This window comes from Flavobacterium sp. HNIBRBA15423, assembly GCF_052655965.1.
The window spans coordinates 931,415-946,961 of sequence record NZ_CP199751.1 but is presented as its reverse complement, the minus strand read 5'-3'; the positions used below and the strand labels follow the sequence as shown (position 1 = coordinate 946,961).

Genomic DNA, 15,547 nt, shown 5'->3' with positions numbered 1-15,547 from the left:
CTATATTTTATTAAGTATTTTTAAATATTTAAACAATTCTGAAACAAAGTCTTTATAATTTTTTACATCTGATTTTATTAGTAAATGATTACCTATATTACTATCCACATCAGTAAAGCCTACTTTAAATTTCGCTTTTGAAAATAACGACACATATAATAATGATTGTTTTTCTTCATTATAAAAATTAACTAATAAATCAAAGGGATAAGTTATAAAATCTTGAACTTCTGTTACTTTTATTTTTCCAAATAGACTCACATCTTTTAAAGAAAAACTTAATTGTGACAAACTATCTTTATGACCTACTTTATCATTATAAAACAATACCTTAATCTCTTTAAAGTCGTTTTTTTTAGATTTTATTTCGGTTAATAATTTCTCAGTATCAAAAAAACGGGTTGAATCTATAATTATTCCTATTGTATTTATCTTATCATTTGAAGCTTCAGTTATTTTTGTTAACTTTTTATTAATATTTTTTTTTAGGAAAAAGTCCTTTATAATTCTAGAAAACATAGTAATTTTACGTGTTTGACAAAAGTAAATATTTAAACCTATTTAAAGGATGGTAAATGTAAAAAAGAAAAGAGTAAATACTAGTTATTTTGTTATATTATTAACATTACTAGCTCTAATATCTTGTAAAACTCATAAAAATAATGTCTATGAAATAGATGGAAAAAGGATTAATATAAATGAGCAGTATACTAGTGATTCCAATATTGAAAATTTTATTACTCCTTATAGAAAACATATAAATAATGATTTAGATAGTGTTTTAGCATTCAACCCAGTCACTCAGGAAAAAAGTACAGGAAAATGGCAAACTAATATTGGCAACTTATTTGCTGAAACTACAATTGCATTAAGTAATCCCATTTTTAAAAAAAGAGAAAATAAAGAAATAGATTTTTGCTTATTAAATCATGGTGGAATTAGATCCATTATTCCAGAAGGAAATATCACTACTCGAACAGCTTTTGAAATCATGCCATTTGAAAATAGTGTAATGATTGTTGGATTAACATCTGATGAAGTTAAAACTCTTGCTTCCTATTTCTTAAAAGAAAAAAAACCACATCCTTTAGCTGGACTTACTATTTTCACAGATTCTAATGAAACAAATATTGTTGATCTTTTAGTAAACGGTAAACCTATTGAAAATTCAAAAATTTACTATGTTGCTACAACTGATTATCTAGCAAATGGAGGAGACAACATGAATTTCTTTAGAGACAGCAAAATTAAATATGACTTAGATTACAAACTAAGAAATTTATTTATCGATTATTTTAAAAAAATAGACACATTACCAAATATTACTACTGAAAGAGTTATTATTAAATAAAGTTAGAGATTATGGAAAGAAGAGATTTTTTACAAAAAACGGTTGCAAGTTCAGCTTTATTATCTTTAGGAGGAATATCCTTAAGTAGTTTTTCAACAATAGAAACAAAAAAGATTACCATTCTACATACAAATGACGTTCACAGTCATATAGATCCTTTTCCTGCTGATCATCCTAGAAACCCTAATATGGGTGGAGCGGCTAGAAGAGCAACTATTATTAACCAAATTAGAAAAGAAGAAAAAAATGTTGTTCTTTTAGATGCTGGAGATATTTTTCAAGGCACTCCATACTTTAATTATTATGGTGGCGAGCTAGAATTTAAATTAATGAGTATGATGCAATATGATTTAGCTACTATAGGAAATCATGATTTTGATAATGGCATAGATGGTTTTCATGCACAATTAGATCATGCAAATTTTGATTTTGTTTCTGCTAATTATGATTTCAAAAACACAATTCTAGACGGAATTGTTAAGCCCTATAAAATCATAAACAGAGATGGAATTAAAATTGGAATCTTTGGATTAGGTGTTGAGCTAGAAGGATTAGTAGATAAAAAATTATACAAAGAAACTGTTTATAATAATCCTATTGAAGTAGCACAAAGTATATCAAGAATACTAAAAGAAGATAAAAAATGTGATTTAATTATTTGCTTATCTCACATAGGATTTAAATATAGAAATGAGCCCGAAAGAGTGTGTGATATAACTCTTGCACAACAAACCAAAGACATAGATTTAATTATTGGTGGACATACACATACCTTTTTAGACAAACCTGTATTAGAAAAAAATTTGGAAGGTAAAGATGTATTAATCAATCAAGTCGGTTGTTTTGGTATTAACTTAGGAAGAATTGATTTTCACCTATCAAATGATACAAAATATGACAACACAACTAGAAACATTATTTTAGGATAAGATTATTTAAGATATCTTCTTTTTAAAGAACTTCTTTCTAAAAAATACATTACATAAAAATAATATGAAATGGTTTGTGCCAATGTATTAACTAATTTAAAAACAACTAGCTCAAACTGTTTATCCAACATAAAAAAGACATCAGATAAAATAAATGAGAGAACTGTAAAGGCTAAATAAACATTCTTTCTGTAAGTAGAATATAAAAACACTAAAGCTGTTAGTACAGACATTAAAAGTAGTTCTAAACTAAAGATTATAACATATATAAATTCTTTATTTGAACTGTATTCAATCAAGCTTAGCATACTATAAATCAAATAAATCATTGTTAAGAAAACAATAATTAATGAAAGGTCAATTTTTTTAATTTCCCTAACCTGAAGTAGCAACTTAAAATCTTTGTAAATAAAATGAATTATTATTAGATAAGGTATAAGAAACAAAAAAAGACCAAAATAATAATAATCTTCTACATTAATTAGATACAAAATATCACCTAAAAAAAACAAAATAAGAGATAAAACAAACAAATCATCGCTCGTTCTTCTTCTTATTTGTGTAAAATAATAAAATACAATTGATGGAATAATTATTGGCTTCACTATTAAAGTCAGAGATTCATTATACATACACGATGATATAACATATAAAACTCCTGTTATACTATATAATAGTAACGAAGCATTTAATTTAGGCATCAATCATCTTATTAAATTCATATTCATTAAGTATTGTAATTTTTAATTGATTTGCCTTTTCTAATTTTGCTGGCCCCATATTTGCACCTGCAATAACATAATTAGTTTTAGAAGAAATGGAACTACCTACTTTTCCTCCATTATCTTCAATAGCTTTTTTCAAATCGTCTCTAGAATAAGTTTCGAAAACACCAGAAACAACAAAAATATTCCCCTTCAATTTATCTGAAACAGTTGAGTTATTAATTTCATTTAATTCAAATTGAATTCCATATCTCTTAAGCCTTTCAATAATTTCAATATTCGCTTTATTTTCAAAAAACTGAACAACACTTTGTGCAATTTTATCACCTATTTCGTCCACTAAAATTAAATCCATTATAGTTGCAGAAGCTAAAGCGTCTATAGATTTATAATGTTTAGCCAATTTCTTCGCAACAGTTTCACCTACATAGCGTATTCCCAAAGCATATAAAACACTTTCAAAAGGGATCTTTTTAGAATTTTCTATTCCATTGATTAGATTTTCAGCCGATTTTTCAGCCATTCGTTCTAAAGGAATTACTTGTTCTTTTCTTAATTCGTATAAATCAGCATAATTTGAAACTAATCCTGCATTATATAACAAAGCGACAGTTTCTCCTCCTAATCCATCAATATCCATTGCTTTTCTAGAGATATAATGCTGAATTCTACCTATAATTTGTGGTGGACAGCCATAAAAATTAGGACAGTAATGGTTTGCTTCTCCTTCAATTCTAATTAATTCTGTATTACATTCTGGACAATTTGTAACATAATGAGTAGGATTACTATCCAATTTTCTTTCGTTAAGATTAACTCCAATAATTTTTGGAATAATTTCTCCTCCTTTTTCAACAAAAACAGTATCACCAATTCTAATATCTAATTTTTGAATTTGATCTGCATTATGCAATGAAGCTCTCTTAACAATTGTTCCAGCTAATTGCACAGGTTCTAAATTAGCAACAGGAGTAATAGCACCTGTTCTACCCACTTGATAAGAAATAGAATTTAAAGTTGTTGTTACTTGTTCTGCTTTAAACTTATAAGCCATTGCCCATCGAGGAGATTTTGAAGTATATCCAAGTTCTTCTTGAAATTGAACTTGATTTACTTTAACCACTACACCATCCGTTTCGTAAGGCAAATTATGTCTGTGTGTGTCCCAATAATTTATAAACTCAAAGACATCATCTATACTATTCACTAACTTTGATTCATTAGGAACTTTAAATCCCCAATTTCTTGCTTTTTGCAAACCTTCAAACTGACTTGAAATAGGTAAGTTATTTCCAACTAAAGTATATAACAAACAATCTAATGGTCTTTTTGCTACTTCAGCACTATCTTGCAACTTTAAACTTCCTGAAGCAGTATTTCTTGGATTAGAATAAGGAGTTTCACCAATTTCAATTAAATCTTGATTCATTTTTTCAAAGCCTGCAAACGGAAGAATAATCTCACCTCTAATTTCAAATTTATCAGGATAATCACCCTTTAATTGAATAGGAACAGATTTAATTGTCTTAATATTATTTGTTACATCATCTCCTTGAAAACCATCTCCTCTTGTAACCGCTCTTTTTAATTTTCCGTTTTCATATAAAATACTAATAGATGCTCCATCATATTTTAATTCGCAAGTAAATTGCAACTTAACATCTCCTAATATTTTTTGACAACGTTTTTCCCAATCCAACATATCATCTTTTGAGTAGGAATTCTCCAAAGAATACATTCTATATTCATGCTGAATGGTTTCAAAATTTTTAGTAATAGTGCCTCCTACACGAACTGTAGGTGAATTTTCATCATAAAACTCTGGATGTTGCTCTTCTAAATCTTGTAATTGTTTGAGCTTTGTATCAAATTCAAAATCTGAAATGGTTGGCTTGTCTAACACATAATAATTATAATTATGCTGATTTAATTCATTCCTTAATGATTGTAGAGTTTGTAAAACGTTCATATAAAAACTATTGATTTAAAAGATGGTCTAATTTAGTAAACAATTCACCTTTGCTGATAATTCCTCCCTGTTTAATAATTGAAAACAAAGAACCATTTCTGTCTTCTGAAATATCCTTTTTCCCTTTTTTTATTTCTATGTCATCTGAAAAAATATTTTCACTTAACCAATTAATCCCTTCAGCAGAAAGAAAATTTATCTTTTCAACATTACTATTAATAACATAAGAATAAACTACATTTTCAACACATTTAAACAAGAAAATATAATTCTTTGAAAAATGATCTATAAAATTCACATTAGAAATTGCTCTATCCCAAATCATGTCCGAAAAAACATCTATTTCTTGTTCGGCTATTTCTGGTTTATTCATTTTTAAATCATCCCATTCCTTTTTATCAATTGATTGTGTTGCTAAAAAAGTAATAAACTCTGGATGAAGTTCTTCTAATTGCTCTTTGGTAAGTCTAACATACTTCATGCCGTAAATATAAAAAAAAAGCCCTCCAATTATGAAGGGCTTTCTAATATTTTTTTACAAAAATTATGCTTTTTCTGCAATAATTTCATAAGGCAATTCAACAATTACATTTCTGTGAAGTCTCACGCTTGCAGAATATTTACCTACACGTTTAACAATTCCACTTGTAATGAATTTCTTATCGATTGAATGTCCATTAGCCTGCAAAGCTTCAGCAATGTTATTATTTGTGATTGAACCAAATAATTTATCACCACCTGCTTTTGCACTAATTTTAATTTCAAGAGCTTTTAATGCTTCAGCAATTTTATTTGCATCGTCAACTAATTTTTGCTCTTTGTGTGCTTTTTGTTTTAAGTTTTCAGCCAATACTTTTTTAGCTGATGGAGTTGCTAATGCTGCAAACCCTTGAGGAATTAAATAGTTACGACCGTATCCATTTTTCACAGTTACGATATCGTCTTTAAATCCTAAATTTTGAACGTCTTGTTTTAAGATAAGTTCCATGTTGTTGTCCTTTTATTTTAGAAGTTAGGTTTCATTTTAATGAAAACCAACAACTGTAATTTATAAATTATTTTAATAAATCAGCTACGTATGGCATTAAAGCTAAGTGACGTGCTCTTTTAACAGCTACAGACACTTTTCTTTGATACTTTAATGAAGTTCCTGTTAAACGTCTTGGTAAAATTTTACCTTGCTCATTTACAAACTTCAATAAGAAATCTGCATCTTTATAATCGATATATTTAATACCAGATTTTTTAAAACGACAATATTTCTTTTGTTTATTAGTCTCTATATTTAAAGGAGTAAGATATCTGATATCCCCTTCTTTTTTTCCTTTTGCAGATTGTTCTAAAGTTGACATGATTAGTTTGATTTAGCTTTTAATTTTACTCTTCTTCTTTCTGCCCAAGAAATTGCATGCTTATCTAAAGAAACAGTTAAAAAACGCATGATTCTCTCATCACGACGAAATTCAGTTTCAAAACCTGCAATAATTTCTCCTGGTGCTTTAAATTCAAATAAGTGATAAAATCCACTTTTCTTGTGTTGGATTTCATAAGCTAATTTTTTTAAGCCCCAATCCTCTTTTGATACCATCTCAGCCCCTTTAGAAGTAAGAAAATCTTCAAATTTGCTTACTGTTTCCTTTATCTGTTGTTCAGATAAAACGGGATTCAAGATGAAAACAGCTTCATAATGATTCATAATAATAAATATTAATTTTGTTTAAATTGGGTGCAAATGTATAAAATTTATTTTAAATAACAACACATTTGCGATTAATTGCATAATATTTACGTTTTTATTTGTTCCATTAATTTTTTTAGTATACTTTTAACTTTAAATTTAGATATATGAAGTTGAATTGTATAGTGGTCGATGATAGTGCGATACAAAGAATGACAATAACAAAGCTAGTTAATGAATCAGCTAATTTACATTTAGTTGGAGATTTTGCTAATGCATTAGAAACTAAAAACTCTCTTAATAACAATAATGTTGATTTAATTTTTCTAGATATTGAAATGCCTCTAATTAGTGGCTTTGATTTACTAGATGGTTTAAAAATAAAACCACAAATCATTTTTATTACTTCTAAAGCAGATTATGCCGTTAAAGCTTTTGATTATGAAGCTACTGACTTTCTTCAAAAACCTATTTCCAAAGATCGTTTTCTAAAAGCTGTTAAAAAAGCTATTGAACTCCATCAATTAAGAAATGAATCTCATGAAGAATTAGGAGAAGCAATAATCATTAAAAGTAATTTAAAAAAATTAAAAGTTTTTACACATAAAATTAAATGGATTGAAGCCTATGGTGACTATATAAAAGTAGTTACAGATGAAGAAAGCCATTTAGTTTTATCAACGATGAAATCATTTGAAAATGAACTCCCACAGGGAAAATTCATAAGGGTTCACAAATCATACATTGTAAATTTAGATAGGGTTGAAAAATTCAATAGTAAATTTGCAGAAATTGACGGTCAAAAAATACCTATAAGTAGAAACAAAAAAGATGTCATAAGTAAAGCAATTGAAGCGATTTAGTAATTATCAACATTTATTGAAACTTTAATTGCTCTATATTGAGCAATAGCATCAAAACTAAATATTACTTTCTCGATAATTTTCTTAGTTTTACCTAAATGGGTATTAGTAGGAATTTTTATTATTATATTTCTTATATACTCATTCCTAATTCTACTAATTACTGGTTCTTCAGGGCCAAGCACAGGAATTTGCAGTTGTTGAATCAATACATTATATAACCATAAAGAACCTTCTTTCAATTTCTCAAAATCTCTATGCTTTAAAGTAAGCTTTATAAGTCTATAAAATGGTGGGTATTTAAAATTTTGCCTATCGTATATTTGTTCACGATACATCCCTTTAAAATCATTAGAAACTACTTGTTGAATAGTGTTATGATAAGGATTATAGGTTTGAATAATTACTGTTCCCTTTTTCTCTTTTCTACCAGCTCTTCCTGCCACTTGTGTCATCATTTGAAAAGCTCTTTCATAAGCTCTAAAATGTGGCTGATTCAACAGATTATCTGCATTTAATATCCCTACAAGTGTGACATTATCAAAATGTAATCCTTTAGCTAACATTTGAGTTCCTATTAAAATATCATATTCATGATTCTTAAAAGCATCAATAATTTTCTCATACCCATATTTTCCTCTCGTTGTATCTTGGTCCATTCTACCAATAGATTTATCAGGAAACAAATTTTTTAATTCCATTTCAATTTGCTCTGTACCAAAGCCCTTAGTTGACAATTCAGTAGATTGACATTGGTGACAATGTGTTGGATTTGCCATAGAATAACTGCAATAATGACAACGCAATTGGTTTTTAAACTTATAATAAGTTAAACTTACATCACAATTTGGGCAATGAGGAACGTGTCCACATGTAAAACATTCCACAAATAGCGAAAAACCTCTTCTGTTTTGAAATAAAATTATTTGCTCTCCAACTGATAACGCTACATTCATAGATTCAAGTAATTCATCAGAAAAATGACCTTGCATCTTTTTTCTAAAATACTTATCCTTAATATCAACTAACTTGATTTCTGGTAAAAGAACATTTCCGTAACGCTCCATTAATTCAACTAAACCATATTTACCAGTAATAACATTATAATATGATTCTAAACTTGGAGTAGCACTACCTAACAATACTTTGGCATTATGTAGCTTAGCTAATACGATAGCAGCATCTCTTGCATGATATCTTGGAGTTGGATCTTGTTGTTTAAAAGTTTGCTCATGTTCTTCATCTATTACAATTAATCCTAAATTAGAAAAGGGTAAAAACAAAGCGCTTCTAACACCAATAACAATTTTAGCTTTTTCAGAATTTTGCAAAACATTATTCCACACTTCTATTCGTTCATTATTAGTATATTTAGAATGAAAAACTGAAATTTGATTACCAAAATAAGCAGACAAACGCTGAACCAATTGAGCAGTCAAAGCTATTTCTGGTAAAAGAAATAAAACTTGCCTATTAGCTAACAAATAATCTTCAATTAACTTTATATAAACTTCTGTTTTACCTGAAGCTGTTACACCATGTAATAAAGTAACATCGAATTTCTCATTACTTTTCTTAATTTCATCTAATGCCTTTTCTTGAGTAGCACTTAAAACAAAAGAAATATCATTATCCTTTTCAAATATTATTCTATCTTCATGTAAATAATATTCTTCAAAAACTCCTTTATCAATCAAAGCTCTCAAAACAGATGAAGTAGAATTAGAAAATTCTAGCAATTGTTTAACTGTAATAGGCTTCTTTTCAGCTGCATAAAGTTGAAAAAAAGACAAAACCATTTGATGTTGTTTCTTTGCTTTAGAAATAATACTCAACAATTCTTGAAGTCTTTCCTGATTCAAAAACTCATCTTGTATTTTTATATATCTAACTAATTTAGGCTTATAAATCTCTTTAATTTCTTCTTGTATAACCAAAACTCCTTTAGATAACAAGTGGTTAATTAAAGGAAAGACAGTCTTTTTTCCTACTATTTTTATAATCTCTTTTACTGTAATTGAAGATTGTAATTTTAAAGCCTCGTAAATCAAATACTCATCATCTTTTAAATCCAAAACAGCAATTTCAGAATCTTTTTTCTCAGAGATTATAGTTTCACTTTCTAACATATAACCAGAAGGTAAAGCACTTCTGAAAACTTCACCCAAAGAACACATATAATAACTTGAAATCCAGCTCCAATGCTCTAATTGCATAGAATTAACAATAGGTTCCTCATCTAAAATACAATCAATCTCTTTTGGCTCATAAAGCAAAGGAGAGATATTATGCTTGTTAACAACTAATGAGGTATAAATTTTACTTTTACCAAATGGAACAGCAATTCTCATCCCATCAATTATATATTCAAATTCAGCTTCTGAAACTTTATAAGTAAAAGTTTTTTTAACAGCTAATGGTAAAATAACATCTATAAAATACTGCATAATACAAATATAAATGAAAAAAGATAAGTAAAAACAATCTAAATAATCTTAATTATAACGTAATCCTTTAAATCATACAATTCACACTTGTTTTTTCTGGAGCAAAAAAACAACTTAAATAAAGATTCTATCTCTCATTTATTTAATTCCAAAATTACTTTTCCTCTTTAGAATAATATAGTTTTTGTACTTCCAATTTAGGGCAAGACAACATTAATATTAAAACAAAAAACCCTCATCAATTAAATGATGAGGGTTTTTAAAAGAAAGGCGACGACATACTCTCCCACAAGATTGCAGTACCATCTGCGCAGTCGGGCTTAACTTCTCTGTTCGGAATGGGAAGAGGTGAGCCCCGACGCAATAATCACCTTAAGTTTTAAGTCTAAAGTCGATTGTCATAAAGTCTAAAGTTTCCTTTTTAACTTTGGACTTTCGTCTTTAAGACTGCAACTTCGTTGCAAATATCTTAACATACTGAGACAAGAAAATAATTAATATAGAAAGTTTCTTCCCGAGTCTTGCGACTCGGGATGACGTACATAAGCTTACGGGTTATTAGTACTACTCGACTATGACATTACTGCCTTTACATCTATAGCCTATCAACCTAGTCATCTTCTAGGACCCTTAAAAGAAATCTCATCTTGTGGTGGGTTTCGCGCTTATATGCTTTCAGCGCTTATCCCTTCCAAACGTAGCTACTCTGCAGTGCTCCTGGCGGAACAACAGATACACCAGAGGTTTGTCCAATTCGGTCCTCTCGTACTAGAATCAGATCCACTCAAATTTCTAACGCCCACAGTAGATAGAGACCGAACTGTCTCACGACGTTCTGAACCCAGCTCGCGTGCCACTTTAATGGGCGAACAGCCCAACCCTTGGGACCTTCTCCAGCCCCAGGATGTGACGAGCCGACATCGAGGTGCCAAACCCCCCCGTCGATATGAGCTCTTGGGGGAGATCAGCCTGTTATCCCCGGCGTACCTTTTATCCTTTGAGCGATGGCCCTTCCATGCGGAACCACCGGATCACTATGCTCTACTTTCGTACCTGATCGACCTGTATGTCTCTCAGTCAAGCTCCCTTATACCATTGCACTCTACGCACGGTTACCAAGCGTGCTGAGGGAACCTTTAGAAGCCTCCGTTACTCTTTTGGAGGCGACCACCCCAGTCAAACTACCCACCAAACAATGTCCCCCACAATCGCGGGGTTAGGCCTCAGACAAGCAAAGGGTGGTATTTCAACAATGACTCCACAACGCCTAGCGACGCCACTTCATAGTCTCCCACCTATCCTACACATCACGTGTCCAAGGTCAATATTAAGCTATAGTAAAGGTGCACAGGGTCTTTTCGTCCCACTGCGGGTAATCGGCATCTTCACCGATACTACAATTTCACCGAGCTCATGGCTGAGACAGTGTCCAGATCGTTACACCATTCGTGCAGGTCGGAACTTACCCGACAAGGAATTTCGCTACCTTAGGACCGTTATAGTTACGGCCGCCGTTTACTGGGGCTTCAATTCAATGCTTCTCCGAAGATAACATCTCCTCTTAACCTTCCAGCACCGGGCAGGTGTCAGGCCCTATACTTCATCTTACGATTTTGCAGAGCCCTGTGTTTTTGATAAACAGTCGCCTGGACCTTTTCACTGCGGCCCCGATTGCTCGGGGCGACCTTTCTCCCGAAGTTACAGGTCTATTTTGCCTAATTCCTTAGCCATGAATCTCTCGAGCACCTTAGGATTCTCTCCTCAACTACCTGTGTCGGTTTACGGTACGGGTACTTATAATCTAAGTTTAGAAACTTTTCTTGGAAGCCCTTAGGCACACTATCCCTTTGTCCGAAGACTCCGAGTACTATCGTATTTCACCATTCTCTACGGATTTGCCTATAGAGAATATAGTTAGGTACTTCAACGAACTATTCCGTCAGTTCGCGGTGCTTTCATCACTCCGTCATTCCATCACAACTATAAGTAGTACGGGAATATTAACCCGTTGGCCATCGACTGTTCCTTTCGGATTCGCCTTAGGACCCGACTAACCCTCAGCTGATTAGCATAGCTGAGGAAACCTTAGTTTTTCGGTGTGCGGGTTTCTCGCCCGCATTATCGTTACTTATGCCTACATTTTCTTTTCTAAACAGTCCAGCAATACTCACATATCACCTTCAACCCAGTTTAGAATGCTCCCCTACCACTCCTTAGAGTCCATAGCTTCGGTAGTATACTTATGCCCGATTATTATCCATGCTCGTCCGCTCGACTAGTGAGCTGTTACGCACTCTTTAAATGAATGGCTGCTTCCAAGCCAACATCCTAGCTGTCTATGCAGACAAACCGCGTTTTTTCAACTTAGTATACATTTGGGGACCTTAGCTGATGGTCTGGGTTCTTTCCCTCTCGGACATGGACCTTAGCACCCATGCCCTCACTGCTGAGCATCATTATATAGCATTCGGAGTTTGTCAGGAATTGGTAGGTGGTGAAACCCCCGCATCCAATCAGTAGCTCTACCTCTATATAACTAATTCAGCGCTGCACCTAAATGCATTTCGGGGAGTACGAGCTATTTCCGAGTTTGATTGGCCTTTCACCCCTACCCACAGGTCATCCCAAGACTTTTCAACGTCAACGGGTTCGGACCTCCACTTTGGGTTAACAAAGCTTCATCCTGCCCATGGGTAGATCACACGGTTTCGCGTCTACCATTACTGACTATAGCGCCCTATTCAGACTCGCTTTCGCTACGGATCCATACCTGAAGTACTTATCCTTGCCAGCAACGGTAACTCGTAGGCTCATTATGCAAAAGGCACGCCGTCACCCCACGAAAGGGCTCCGACCGCTTGTAAGCGTATGGTTTCAGGATCTATTTCACTCCGTTATTCACGGTTCTTTTCACCTTTCCCTCACGGTACTGGTTCACTATCGGTCTCTCAGGAGTATTTAGCCTTAGCGGATGGTCCCGCCAGATTCACACAGGGTTTCACGTGCCCCGCGCTACTCAGGATACTGCTATCTATATCTTCTATTACCTATACGGGACTATCACCCTCTTTGGTTAACCTTTCCAGGTTATTCTAATTCTATCCGCATAGAATATCGCAGTCCTACAACCCCAAAATTGCCGTAACAACTTTGGTTTGGGCTAATCCGCGTTCGCTCGCCACTACTTACGGAATCACTTTTGTTTTCTTCTCCTCCGCCTACTTAGATGTTTCAGTTCAGCGGGTTTGCCCCCTATCGGGTACTATGTCTTCAACATAGTGGGTTGCCCCATTCGGATATCTACGGATCAATTCGTGTGTGCCAATCCCCGTAGCTTTTCGCAGCTTATCACGTCCTTCATCGCCTCTGAGAGCCTAGGCATTCCCCATACGCCCTTATTTTGCTTATTGTACTTTTTTATAAACAATCCACTTGCGTAGACTGCCCAAAATTTGTGCTTTCTATTATATTTTTAATTTTCTTTTCTCAATATGTCAATGAACTTCTTTCGCTTCTAGCGAATCGTGGAGAATATCGGAGTCGAACCGATGACCTCCTGCGTGCAAGGCAGGCGCTCTAGCCAGCTGAGCTAATCCCCCAATTTAAATTCAGAATTATGAATTCAGAATGATGAATTGTGAATCCCAACTTCTAGAATTTCCTTTAAAACTTAAAATAAGTAGTCCCGGGCAGACTCGAACTGCCGACCCCTACATTATCAGTGTAGTACTCTAACCAGCTGAGCTACGAGACTCTGTATTTTTAGCTTCTTTAAATCTTGAACTAACAGCGAGAGTAAAATCAAATATCTTAAAATTATCCTTATCTTTCTCTAGAAAGGAGGTGTTCCAGCCGCACCTTCCGGTACGGCTACCTTGTTACGACTTAGCCCTAGTTACTAGTTTTACCCTAGGCAGCTCCTTACGGTCACCGACTTCAGGCACCCCCAGCTTCCATGGCTTGACGGGCGGTGTGTACAAGGCCCGGGAACGTATTCACCGGATCATGGCTGATATCCGATTACTAGCGATTCCAGCTTCACGGAGTCGAGTTGCAGACTCCGATCCGAACTGAGACCGGTTTTAAAGATTCGCATCCTATCACTAGGTAGCTGCCCTCTGTACCGGCCATTGTAGCACGTGTGTGGCCCAGGACGTAAGGGCCGTGATGATTTGACGTCATCCCCACCTTCCTCGCGGTTTGCACCGGCAGTCTCGTTAGAGTTCCCGACATCACTCGCTGGCAACTAACGACAGGGGTTGCGCTCGTTATAGGACTTAACCTGACACCTCACGGCACGAGCTGACGACAACCATGCAGCACCTTGAAAGACGTCCGAAGAAAAATCTGTTTCCAAATCTGTCGTCTCCCATTTAAGCCCTGGTAAGGTTCCTCGCGTATCATCGAATTAAACCACATGCTCCACCGCTTGTGCGGGCCCCCGTCAATTCCTTTGAGTTTCACACTTGCGTGCGTACTCCCCAGGTGGGATACTTATCACTTTCGCTTAGCCACTCAATCCGAAAATCGAACAGCTAGTATCCATCGTTTACGGCGTGGACTACCAGGGTATCTAATCCTGTTCGCTACCCACGCTTTCGTCCATCAGCGTCAATCGTTTGTTAGTAACCTGCCTTCGCAATTGGTATTCCATGTAATATCTAAGCATTTCACCGCTACACTACATATTCTAGTTACTTCACAAAAATTCAAGCCCTACAGTATCAATGGCAGTTTCCTAGTTGAGCTAGGAGATTTCACCACTGACTTATAAGGCCGCCTACGGACCCTTTAAACCCAATGATTCCGGATAACGCTTGGATCCTCCGTATTACCGCGGCTGCTGGCACGGAGTTAGCCGATCCTTATTCCTACAGTACCGTCAAGTCTCTACACGTAGAGATGTTTCTTCCTGTATAAAAGCAGTTTACAACCCATAGGGCCGTCTTCCTGCACGCGGCATGGCTGGATCAGGCTTGCGCCCATTGTCCAATATTCCTCACTGCTGCCTCCCGTAGGAGTCTGGTCCGTGTCTCAGTACCAGTGTGGGGGATCTCCCTCTCAGGACCCCTACCCATCATTGTCTTGGTAAGCCGTTACCTTACCAACTAACTAATGGGACGCATGCTCATCTTGTACCGTTGGAACTTTAATTATAAAATGATGCCATTTCATAATACCATGAGGTATTAATCCAAATTTCTCTGGGCTATCCCTCTGTACAAGGTAGATTGCATACGCGTTACGCACCCGTGCGCCGGTCTCAAAGTTGCAAGCAACTCCTACCCCTCGACTTGCATGTGTTAGGCCTGCCGCTAGCGTTCATCCTGAGCCAGGATCAAACTCTTCATCGTATATTTTTAATTTTGTACGATAAGCTAACTTTAATTCTATTTGCTTTACTCTCTTAAATTTTACAATCTAAATCCGAAGATTTAAATCGTGCTGTCAATCCAATATGTCTATGAACGTGTCTTCTTATGTTTCGCTTGTTTCTCAAAGCGGGTGCAAAAGTACAACTTCTTTTTTATCTGGCAAGCTTTTTTGAAAAAATTTTTAATCTTTTTTCGCAATCACTAAACCTC

Annotated in this window: 11 protein-coding genes, 2 tRNA genes and 3 rRNA genes; 3 read left to right on the top strand and 13 right to left on the bottom strand. The window is 34.3% G+C overall.

Annotated elements, in window-relative coordinates:
* Positions 1–519: a DUF6913 domain-containing protein gene (locus ACULEV_RS04245; protein ID WP_445457425.1), complete on the bottom strand. Its 519-nt coding sequence runs from the start codon at positions 517–519 to the stop codon at positions 1–3.
* 49 nt (positions 520–568) lie between these two features.
* Between ACULEV_RS04245 and ACULEV_RS04240 the strand changes: the two genes are divergently transcribed.
* The gene (locus ACULEV_RS04240; protein WP_445457424.1) at positions 569–1,351 is read left to right on the top strand and encodes a 5'-nucleotidase C-terminal domain-containing protein; all 783 of its coding nucleotides are present in this window, start codon (positions 569–571) and stop codon (positions 1,349–1,351) included.
* An 11-nt stretch (positions 1,352–1,362) separates the two neighbouring features.
* The gene (locus ACULEV_RS04235; protein ID WP_445457423.1) at positions 1,363–2,280 is read left to right on the top strand and encodes a bifunctional metallophosphatase/5'-nucleotidase; all 918 of its coding nucleotides are present in this window, start codon (positions 1,363–1,365) and stop codon (positions 2,278–2,280) included.
* 2 nt (positions 2,281–2,282) lie between these two features.
* Here ACULEV_RS04235 and ACULEV_RS04230 read toward each other — a convergent pair whose 3' ends face one another.
* The 6 genes from ACULEV_RS04230 to rpsF all read right to left on the bottom strand — a co-directional run bounded on the left by ACULEV_RS04230 (position 2,283) and on the right by rpsF (position 6,670).
* The gene (locus ACULEV_RS04230) at positions 2,283–2,981 is read right to left on the bottom strand and encodes a lysoplasmalogenase family protein (protein ID WP_445457422.1); all 699 of its coding nucleotides are present in this window, start codon (positions 2,979–2,981) and stop codon (positions 2,283–2,285) included.
* Positions 2,974–4,974 carry an NAD-dependent DNA ligase LigA gene (gene ligA / locus ACULEV_RS04225; RefSeq protein ID WP_445457421.1) on the bottom strand — a complete coding sequence of 667 codons (2,001 nt, stop codon included), beginning with the start codon at positions 4,972–4,974 and terminating at the stop codon, positions 2,974–2,976. The genes ACULEV_RS04230 and ligA overlap by 8 nt, the downstream gene beginning before the upstream one ends.
* 7 nt (positions 4,975–4,981) lie before the next feature.
* Positions 4,982–5,455: a DUF6495 family protein gene (locus ACULEV_RS04220; RefSeq protein WP_445457420.1), complete on the bottom strand. Its 474-nt coding sequence runs from the start codon at positions 5,453–5,455 to the stop codon at positions 4,982–4,984.
* A 63-nt stretch (positions 5,456–5,518) separates the two neighbouring features.
* Positions 5,519–5,962, bottom strand: a complete 444-nt coding sequence (gene rplI / locus ACULEV_RS04215) for a 50S ribosomal protein L9 (RefSeq protein ID WP_445457419.1) — start codon at positions 5,960–5,962, stop codon at positions 5,519–5,521.
* 67 nt (positions 5,963–6,029) lie between these two features.
* On the bottom strand, positions 6,030–6,326 hold the full coding sequence (gene rpsR / locus ACULEV_RS04210) for a 30S ribosomal protein S18 (protein WP_045971798.1): 297 nt from the start codon (positions 6,324–6,326) through the stop codon (positions 6,030–6,032).
* A 2-nt stretch (positions 6,327–6,328) separates the two neighbouring features.
* On the bottom strand, positions 6,329–6,670 hold the full coding sequence (gene rpsF / locus ACULEV_RS04205) for a 30S ribosomal protein S6 (protein WP_445457418.1): 342 nt from the start codon (positions 6,668–6,670) through the stop codon (positions 6,329–6,331).
* A gap of 149 nt (positions 6,671–6,819) precedes the next feature.
* On the opposite strand from rpsF, the gene ACULEV_RS04200 reads away from it, so the two are divergent.
* Complete coding sequence (locus tag ACULEV_RS04200) at positions 6,820–7,515, top strand: LytR/AlgR family response regulator transcription factor (RefSeq protein ID WP_445457417.1); 696 nt, start codon at positions 6,820–6,822, stop codon at positions 7,513–7,515.
* On the opposite strand, the gene priA is transcribed toward ACULEV_RS04200, so the two are convergent.
* From priA to ACULEV_RS04170, 6 genes are all read right to left on the bottom strand, one after another.
* Positions 7,512–9,962: a replication restart helicase PriA gene (gene priA / locus ACULEV_RS04195; protein WP_445457416.1), complete on the bottom strand. Its 2,451-nt coding sequence runs from the start codon at positions 9,960–9,962 to the stop codon at positions 7,512–7,514. The two genes, ACULEV_RS04200 and priA, sit on opposite strands and share 4 nt — an antisense overlap.
* A 265-nt stretch (positions 9,963–10,227) precedes the next feature.
* Positions 10,228–10,337, bottom strand: a 5S ribosomal RNA gene (rrf, locus tag ACULEV_RS04190).
* 163 nt (positions 10,338–10,500) lie between these two features.
* Positions 10,501–13,372: ribosomal RNA gene (locus ACULEV_RS04185) — 23S ribosomal RNA — on the bottom strand.
* A 115-nt stretch (positions 13,373–13,487) separates the two neighbouring features.
* Positions 13,488–13,561, bottom strand: a tRNA-Ala gene (locus ACULEV_RS04180).
* Between the two features lie 81 nt (positions 13,562–13,642).
* Positions 13,643–13,716 (bottom strand) — tRNA-Ile (locus tag ACULEV_RS04175).
* A gap of 82 nt (positions 13,717–13,798) precedes the next feature.
* Positions 13,799–15,316, bottom strand: a 16S ribosomal RNA gene (locus ACULEV_RS04170).
* The 16S, 23S and 5S rRNA genes sit together here with 2 tRNA genes alongside, the layout of an rRNA operon.
* Between the last annotated feature and the right edge of the window lie 231 nt (positions 15,317–15,547).